Raw genomic sequence first — 8,058 nt, forward strand, 5'->3', positions numbered from 1 at the left:
GACTCCGCGTTGAAGTCGTCATTCTCCATCTGTTCCAGGATGCGTGCCTTGCGTTCTTCCCAGGACATCGATTCGTCGCAGCCCTGCGTGTCAGACACGGTGCGTTTGACATCGTTCGACGCGAGTTGTGCCGCGAGCTGATCGTTTTGGGTTTGCAGTTCATGCGAGCGCATCCGCTCGGCTTGGAGCTCCTCCTCCAAACGCTGCACTTCTGGCGAAATCTGCACTTCGGACGAAAGCAGGTCGCAGTAGTCGCCTTGGCCGTACTTGCCTTCCGTGAACCGATCATCGGCGTACTGGCCGCCGGCGTAGTCCTCTTCGGCTGAGTCGTCCGTGCTTTCGGAGGGAACAGGTGGCTGCCACGAGACCGCACAGGTATCGGCGGGCTGGTCGAATTCGTCCGCGGAGTTTGTCGAATCTGCTGATTGTCCGGGTTCGTCAGGAGTCAGCGGGATGAGCGCGAACTCGTCCAGACGAGATGTCAGGCGGCCTTCGAATTCGCCGAGCAGCGAAAGGATCTGCTGCAGGCGTTCGTCGATGGGATGAGCTGCACCGGAGACGACTTCGGCCAAGTCGGCGCGAGTGATCGCGGAGCCGTTTGGAACAGCTGCCGCAGCAGAAGCGTCGCCGTTGGCAGCAGCATTCGCAAGGGAATCCGCCGTGGGCGAGTCGTTCAGATCGTTGGGATTGGTTTCGTTGATGGACATGGAAGCCGATTCAGGGACCTGATCACATGGATTTTCGGTCCCTTCGATATTGCCAGCAGTGGATTGCTCCACCTGCGGCCGCCGCTGCGGTGCAGGTGAAGAAAGACGTCGCTTTCGTTTACGGTTGTTTCGAGCCATTTGGCTGAAGATTCATTTCCGGGGCAAATCGAGTCAGGCATGGCCTGATGGGTGCGATGGACTGTCTGCTATAGTCCATTCTCACCACTTCTTCGGAACAATAGATCACAAACAATTGCTGGTCAAAAATTCACACAGACCATCCTCACCCAATCCAGAAAAAGACAGTTTTGGCTAAGAAGAAACGGAACCCCTCTGCTGAAGAGGCCGGCGACGGCGAACAAACGGCAGCAGAGTTGGCTGATTTTGAGACGACGCTGAGCGATGTGGAGACGATCGTCCGGAAGCTCGAATCAGGTGCATTGACGCTGGACGATTCGCTGAAGCAGTACGAGGTCGCGGTGGCAAAGATGCGACAGTGCTATCAGTTGCTGGACGTCGCCGAACGCAAGATCTCGGTGCTGGCCGGCGTCGACGCCGAGGGACGCCCCGTGACGGAGCCACTTGAGAACATGTCCGGTGGTGAGTCGTTGGTTCAGAAGCAGGCTTCGCGAGGCAAACGCCGTGGAGCGGTTGCGCCGGATCGTTCGGCAGGTGACACAGCAGTGGATTCAGCGGAGGACGATGAGTGAGTGTGCAAGCATGGGGCGATCGCCGTGAACAAGCGATTGATCCCAATGAATCACTGAAAGACTACATGGACGCTCGCCGACCAGCGGTGGAAGCGGCCCTGCAAGCTGCCTGCGAAGACCGGCCCGGTGTTCCTGAACGTCTTGCCGCGGCGATCCGATACGCGGTGCTGGCTCCCGGCAAACGACTCCGCCCGATGCTGACGATCATGGCCGCGGAAGCCTGCGGCGGCGACATGGAATCGGCGATGCCTTCGGCCGTTGCGGTCGAGATGATCCATGCGTATTCGCTGATTCACGACGACTTGCCCGCGATGGATGACGACGATTTGCGTCGCGGTCGGCCGACGACGCACATCGAATTTGACGAAGCGACCGCGATTTTGGCTGGTGATGCCCTGCAATCGATGGCATTTGCTCACTTGCACCAAAGCACCTCCGACACGACCAAATCGGCGGCTCTGATCGGCACTTTGGCGACCGCGGCGGGGCCGGCTGGCTTGGTCGGGGGCCAAGCCGACGACTTGGACGCTGAGAAGCACACCCTGGAGGACTTCGGGGGGGCCGATGCCGCCCTCAAACACCTCGAAGCAATTCACCATCGCAAAACGGGGGCTCTGTTTACAGCCTGTGCGGCGATGGGCGCAATTTCCGCCGGAGCGGATACCAATGCTGTTTCGGCCTTGACCGATTACGCTAAAGCGTTTGGACTCGCGTTTCAAATCACGGATGATTTACTTGATTGCACGTCCACGGATGAGCAACTTGGTAAACGAACGGGCAAAGACGATGGCCGTGGCAAGCTGACTTACCCGGGATTGATGGGGCTGGATCGGGCGAGAGCCCACGCGGAAAGCACCATACACATGGCGCACGAATCGTTGCAGTTGTTCGGATCATCTGCTCAACGGTTGAAAAAACTGGCGGACTTTGTCTTGGAGCGTACGAATTGACTGATCACAAACACCCCTTGTTGGCTGGCCTGCAGGATGCAACGCCACTGGCAAACTGGTCCAGCACCGAACTGAGCAACGCCGCCGTCGAAATTCGCGACGTGCTATGCAACTTGCTCGCGACCCGGACGGCCCACTTCGCGTCCAATTTGGGCGTGGTGGAACTCTGCTTGGCATTGCACAGCGAGTTTGATTTTCGAACCGATCGATTGATCTGGGACACCGGTCACCAGGTTTACCCGCACAAATTGGTCACCGGCCGCTACGACCGTTTCGAAACGATCCGCACCGCCGGCGGATTGATGGGTTACCCAAACCCGCACGAGAGCGTCTATGACTTGTTCATGACCGGCCACGCGGGCTGCAGCGTCAGCACCGCGGTTGGTCTGCGCAGCGGCGACATCTTGATGGACCAAAAAGACCGACGAACGGTCGCGGTCATCGGCGATGGTGCGTTCCCCTGCGGAGTCGTCTTTGAAGCACTCAACAACGCTGGCGAACTTGGCGACGATCTGACGATCGTTTTGAACGACAACAAGATGTCGATCTGCCATCGCACCGGTTCGGTTGCTCAGTACCTGGACCGTCTTCGCGGCAACCCGTTCTACACGGGTTTGAAACACGAAGTCACCAAGTTGCTCGACCGTGTGCCGATGTTTGGCGATCCAGCCGAACGCTTGCTGGCTCAGATGAAGGAAGGCGTCAAAGCTGGGCTACTGGGAGGAATGCTGTTTGAAGAACTCGGCATTCGTTACATCGGTCCCATCGATGGTCACGACATCCCGTTGATGCAAAAGTACCTGCGTCTGTGCAAGGAAACTCCTGGCCCGGTCTTGCTGCACGTGGTGACGGAAAAGGGGCACGGCTACAAACCTGCTGCGGAAGATCCCGTCTTCTTCCACACGCCGCCGGCGTTTGAAGATCGAGGTGGCACGCCCGTCACACGTGGCAGCGATGGTCGCCCGCCGTACACGACTCATGCTCGCGATGCGATTGGCGAAGCGATGAAGCGTGATTCGCGAGTGACCGTGATCACCGCCGCGATGTGCCAAGGCAACAAGCTGGAGCCGGTCCGAGAGCAATTCCCCGAGCGATTCTTTGACGTTGGAATTTGCGAATCGCACGCCGTCGCTTTCGCCGCTGGGCAATGCAAAACCGGCATGCGTCCGATCGTTGATATCTACAGCACGTTCCTGCAACGAAGCTACGATCAGATCTTCCAAGAAGTCGCTCTGCAAGATTTGCCGGTCGTCTTCATGATGGACCGCGCCGGACTGACCGCACCGGACGGGCCGACTCACCACGGTGTGTACGACATCGGTTACATGCGGTTGTTCCCGAATCTCGTTTTGATGGCACCGGGCTACGCCGAAGAATTGCCCCTGATGCTCGACAAGGCTTTGACGCTCGATCATCCGTCTGGCATCCGCTATCCAAAAGCATCCGCTCTCGAAGCGACCCATACACCGGCGCCGATCGAAATCGGCAAAGCCGAATGGATTCGCGAAGGATCCGACGGCACGATCGTGGCTTACGGAGCGATGCTGGAACAAGCCATCGCGGCCGCGGAGCAACTTGAAGGCGAACTGGAAATCGGTGTCGTCAACGCTCGCTTCGTCAAACCGATCGATGCGGAGATGGTTCACAAAACGCTCAGCGAGGGACGCTTTGTCGTCACGCTCGAAGAAGGCACTCGCGTCGGCGGCTTCGGTTCCGCATTTTTGGAATCCGCCGTCGATCAGCGGCTGGACACGCGAGCCGTCCACCGGCTGGCTTTGCCGGATGAATTCGTGTTGCACGGCGATCGATCGCAGTTGCTGGATCAATCAACGTTGTCGGCTCAAAAGATCGCCGAGGTATGTCGCGAAGCCGCTTCCGAGGTCGGATCACAGGTTGGTGTTTGATGGCATCCTCAAGCGGAGAGAAACTCGATTGGTGCGGATGTGGGCGTCCGCCACGAATCGTGGTGCTGGGTGCCCCTGACAAACTCAACGTGTCCTCCGCGTGGAAACGTCTTCGCCCGACGATCCAGTCGCACGCCGAATTGATCGCGGCGGACTTTGAGTTCACCTTCGACTTCACGGACAAAGAAATCGACTTGGTGATCGTCATCGGCGGCGACGGGTCGATTTTGCAATCCGCACGCCAGATGGGCGAAAACCAAACACCGGTGCTTGGAATCAATTGCGGCCGGTTGGGATTTTTGGCCGCTCTCTCGCCCGAGGATTTCTTGGACGCTTGGCCCAAAGTCTGCCAGGGCGATTTCTCGATCATCCGCCACCTGATGTTGGAGGTGCAGCTGATTCGTGACGACGAAGTGATCGCACAATCCATGGCACTCAACGAAGCCGCCATCCTGAACGGCCCTCCATTCGCGATCCTCGACATCGACCTGTACGCCGACGGTGAACTGGCGACTCAGTATCGATGTGATGGTTTGATCGTCGCGACCCCGGTGGGCTCGACCGCGCACAACTTGTCAGCGGGCGGCCCCATTCTCAGGCGACAACTTCAGGCGATCGTGATCTCGCCAATCAGTCCGCACACGCTGACGTATCGCCCTTTGGTAGATTCAGCCGACACGCGATTGGAATTGGCGGTGACTGAACCCAACGAATCGACCAGCATCGTCGTTGACGGACGGATTTTGGGCCAACTGAAATCGGGCGATCGAGTCCGTGTGCACCGTGCTCCGGTATCGTTCGAAATGCTTCGGGTTCCGGGGCAAAATGATTATCGGACCTTGCGTGAAAAGCTGGGTTGGTCGGGACGCTTGGCATTGCGTCAACTCTGATCGGTGATCAAGATCCTGCGATGATTGAAATTCTTTGGCAGTGCCATGCCTGCGTCGTCGTCAACAAACCGGTCGGACTTCCGACCACTTCACCCAAGGGAACAGACAGCCTTGAGTCGTGCCTGCGCGAACAATTCGCTCAGGCAGGGAATCCGGTCAGCTACCTCACCGCGGTCCATCGGCTCGATCGCCCCGTGTCAGGACTGGTCCTGATCGCACTTCGCAAGAAGGCGGCGCGCTTGCTGAGCGAGCAATTTCGATTGCGTCACGTGCAAAAGAAGTACATCGCGATGGTGCAAGGAAATGCCCTGGAAGCTTGCAAACAAGAACCATGGAAGGACACGATCGCAAAACTGCCCGATGAAGCTCGCGTGGAAATCGTCGGCCCTGATTCCAGCGATGGGCGTGATGCGGAGACGAAGGTGAGCTTCCTGGAATACGACTCGGCGAGCGACACATCACGCATTGAGTTGCGGCCGATCACCGGACGAATGCATCAATTGCGAATCCAGTCGGCTCATCGCGGACATCCGATCGTCGGCGATCCGCTGTACGGAAACGCGGAAGATGAGTCCGCGCTGCGTCTGGTCGCGGCAAAGCTTTCGTTCCGCGATCCAACCAACGGTCGAGCGACCGACGTTGCACTATCAAGTTTGCCGTTTTAGATAGATCGCGTCGCGCTAGCCGCGATTCTTAATCACATCAGCCGTTTTGGCGTTAGCCACGGTTCCTTTATCCGAATCAGCCGATTGGCGTTAGCCACGGTTTCTTACGCGGGAACCGTGGCTAACGCCAATCGGCTAATTCAGTGTGTCCCGCTTCATCCAACATAAATTCCCCGTAGGCCATGTCTCACATGGCGATTACAACCCCGATCACCTCACTCAATCATTCGGGAATGTTCAATGGGTTCAGCTGGCATTCCGGCCGAGACCGCTTGAACCGCTGCAATCCTTGGTCGGTCATCTTCGTTCGCTGAACATCGAAGGTCTGCAATCGAGGCAGCTTCAACAACCCGTCGATGGATGCGTCCGTCAATTGTGTGCCGGTCAGCCACAACGTTGACACCGACGGCGGGATGGACTGGACCACCGAATCGTCGACCGCGGTGTAGCTGAGGTCGAGCTCGCGCAATTGCGTTGCGCCACGAAACAGAGACGCGATTTGGTTGGTGACGCCGGTGGCTTCCAAGCTGAGTTGATCCATTAGGCTAGTATCCGCGACCAATTGCTGAACATCGGCGTCGGTGATTGGCAATCGAGAAAGATCACACCAAGTCAGACCACTGATCGGCTTTTGCTTGGACAGCCCTTCGCCCGTGACTTCGCAACCAGCCAAACAAAGCGTTGCCAGATCGCCCTTGATCGGATTCAGGCTGATGTGAGCGTCGTCGACGCGAAGCGAACGCAGGATTTCCGCCGGGTTGATTTCCGCCTTCGCGCCCGCAGGATTAACCTCGGCCGGTTTCTTCGATGGTGAATAGAGATCTGCCAATTGCTTGATCAACTCTCGGCGTACAGCTGGGCCAGCCGAGTCCATCAAAAAGTGCGTCCGCAGGCTGGCCTGAGAGTACCAGCGAGCCAGATCGGGTTTGGATTGTATGTCATCGCGTGAACCTTGCAGGTCCTCCAGCGACTCAATCGGAACGCCACCGATCAAGGCTTGATAGCGAGCCAATTGCAATCTCGGCGATTCCCAACCACCGACATAGGCCAACGACTGTTCATACCGCAACGATTCGAAGTATCCCGCGATACCTTCGATCAACCAGAAATCATTGGTCGTCGCCGTCGCGAACACTTGGCCGCGAGTCGGGCGGCGTCGGGACGCGTTCGCGGATGCTTCGGTGAAGAGTTGATGGCAGACTTCGTGGTGCAAACTCGAAAGATCTTGCTGCGGGAAGAAGAACGAAAGTCGCAACGTGTCGCTGTAGAAACCGGTCGAGGCCGCGACGGCTTTGGAGTCCGTGTTTCGAAACGCCGACGCGACGGTGGCTCGGTAACGTTCTGCATCCGGTAGCAAGACGACTCGGTGCCGTTGTCCGTGCTTGAGTCGAGCCGGTGAAGAGAGTGATCGCAGATGAGCATCGGCCGCAGTCGACTGCCGGTCCCAATCGTTCGTGATCAACGCGACCTGGTCGCGACCTGCCCAGATCGGAAAGAAGACTTGGGTCCAAACCCAGTACTCTCGTTCGAGTGACTCGGCGACGCGGCGGGATTCGACGTCGTCGGCTTGGCTAAGGATCTCGAAGTGATCGGTTTGCCAAATCCGAAATGAACCAGGCCGCCATTGCAGTTCGCTGGGTGCCACCCGCCCGCGACGCTGAGTGATCAACACGTCGGCATCGGCTGGCAAACCAAACAGGGTGCGAAGCTCGGGCTGGCTTGGATCAGCGTGGTGGGCCTTCCAAAGCTCGATGTACGCCGACCAAATTTCGTCCGCCGCGTTGGGAGAATCCGACCGGGCGGCGTTATCGGGGGTCAGAACCGAAGGCGTATCAGCAGAATCTGTGCTCGGCCATGCGATCGGATCGGCGGCGGCAGGCAAGGGAATGAAGGCGGTGACTCGATCGATCAGCTTGCCGGCATCTCGCGTTTCGCCGGGCGATGACTGTGAATCCTCCTCGGCCCGCACGATCGCTTCTGCATGCGAAATCGACAAAAAGGCCAGGGCGATCAGGTATAGTGGTGCCCTCGCGAATTGATTCGTGCCCCCCTTCCCCACCTCACTCCCACCCAACCACTTTTTCCACATGAAAACTCTTTGGACCGAAGCAGGCCGTTGCACGTTCGCAGCAGCGATCGCCGCTGTTTGCCTGTTCGCATCAACTTGCCTGTTCGCATCGACGTCGCTGCACGCAGCAGAACGAAATGTCTTGTTCATTATCACGGACGATG

6 protein-coding genes and 1 pseudogene are annotated in these 8,058 nt (G+C 58.0%); 5 read left to right on the forward strand and 2 right to left on the reverse strand.

Annotation, left to right across the window (positions count from 1 at the left end; genetic code table 11):
• Positions 1-707 (reverse strand): annotated as a pseudogene (locus RE6C_RS07815) (hypothetical protein); the annotation flags it as partial.
• Between the two features lie 308 nt (positions 708-1,015).
• Here RE6C_RS07815 and xseB point away from each other — a divergent pair.
• Genes xseB through RE6C_RS07840 form a run of 5 tightly spaced genes read left to right on the forward strand, consistent with a single transcriptional unit; the run spans position 1,016 to position 5,826 of the window.
• Complete coding sequence (gene xseB, locus RE6C_RS07820) at positions 1,016-1,417, forward strand: exodeoxyribonuclease VII small subunit (RefSeq protein WP_008655411.1); 402 nt, start codon at positions 1,016-1,018, stop codon at positions 1,415-1,417.
• A 2-nt stretch (positions 1,418-1,419) separates the two neighbouring features.
• On the forward strand, positions 1,420-2,367 hold the full coding sequence (locus RE6C_RS07825; protein ID WP_008655414.1) for a polyprenyl synthetase family protein: 948 nt from the start codon (positions 1,420-1,422) through the stop codon (positions 2,365-2,367).
• The gene (gene dxs / locus RE6C_RS07830; RefSeq protein WP_008655415.1) at positions 2,364-4,271 is read left to right on the forward strand and encodes a 1-deoxy-D-xylulose-5-phosphate synthase; all 1,908 of its coding nucleotides are present in this window, start codon (positions 2,364-2,366) and stop codon (positions 4,269-4,271) included. Before RE6C_RS07825 ends, dxs begins: the two co-directional genes overlap by 4 nt.
• Positions 4,271-5,161 (forward strand): NAD(+)/NADH kinase, encoded by an 891-nt coding sequence (locus RE6C_RS07835; protein WP_008655417.1) that lies wholly within the window; start codon positions 4,271-4,273, stop codon positions 5,159-5,161. Before dxs ends, RE6C_RS07835 begins: the two co-directional genes overlap by 1 nt.
• Positions 5,162-5,181: 20 nt before the next feature.
• The gene (locus RE6C_RS07840) at positions 5,182-5,826 is read left to right on the forward strand and encodes an RluA family pseudouridine synthase (protein ID WP_008655419.1); all 645 of its coding nucleotides are present in this window, start codon (positions 5,182-5,184) and stop codon (positions 5,824-5,826) included.
• 223 nt (positions 5,827-6,049) lie between these two features.
• On the opposite strand, the gene RE6C_RS07845 is transcribed toward RE6C_RS07840, so the two are convergent.
• Positions 6,050-7,822 carry a leucine-rich repeat domain-containing protein gene (locus RE6C_RS07845; protein WP_008655420.1) on the reverse strand — a complete coding sequence of 591 codons (1,773 nt, stop codon included), beginning with the start codon at positions 7,820-7,822 and terminating at the stop codon, positions 6,050-6,052.
• Between the last annotated feature and the right edge of the window lie 236 nt (positions 7,823-8,058).

Origin of the sequence: Rhodopirellula europaea 6C (genome assembly GCF_000338295.1) — a bacterium.
Taxonomy (GTDB): domain Bacteria; phylum Planctomycetota; class Planctomycetia; order Pirellulales; family Pirellulaceae; genus Rhodopirellula; species Rhodopirellula europaea.

What these genes read in the sequence shown, in the direction of transcription:
- RE6C_RS07840 (WP_008655419.1), top strand. Translation starts at nt 5,182, where the DNA reads ATGATTGAAATTCTTTGGCAGTGCCATGCCTGCGTCGTCGTCAACAAA.
- RE6C_RS07835 (WP_008655417.1), top strand. Translation starts at nt 4,271, where the DNA reads ATGGCATCCTCAAGCGGAGAGAAACTCGATTGGTGCGGATGTGGGCGT.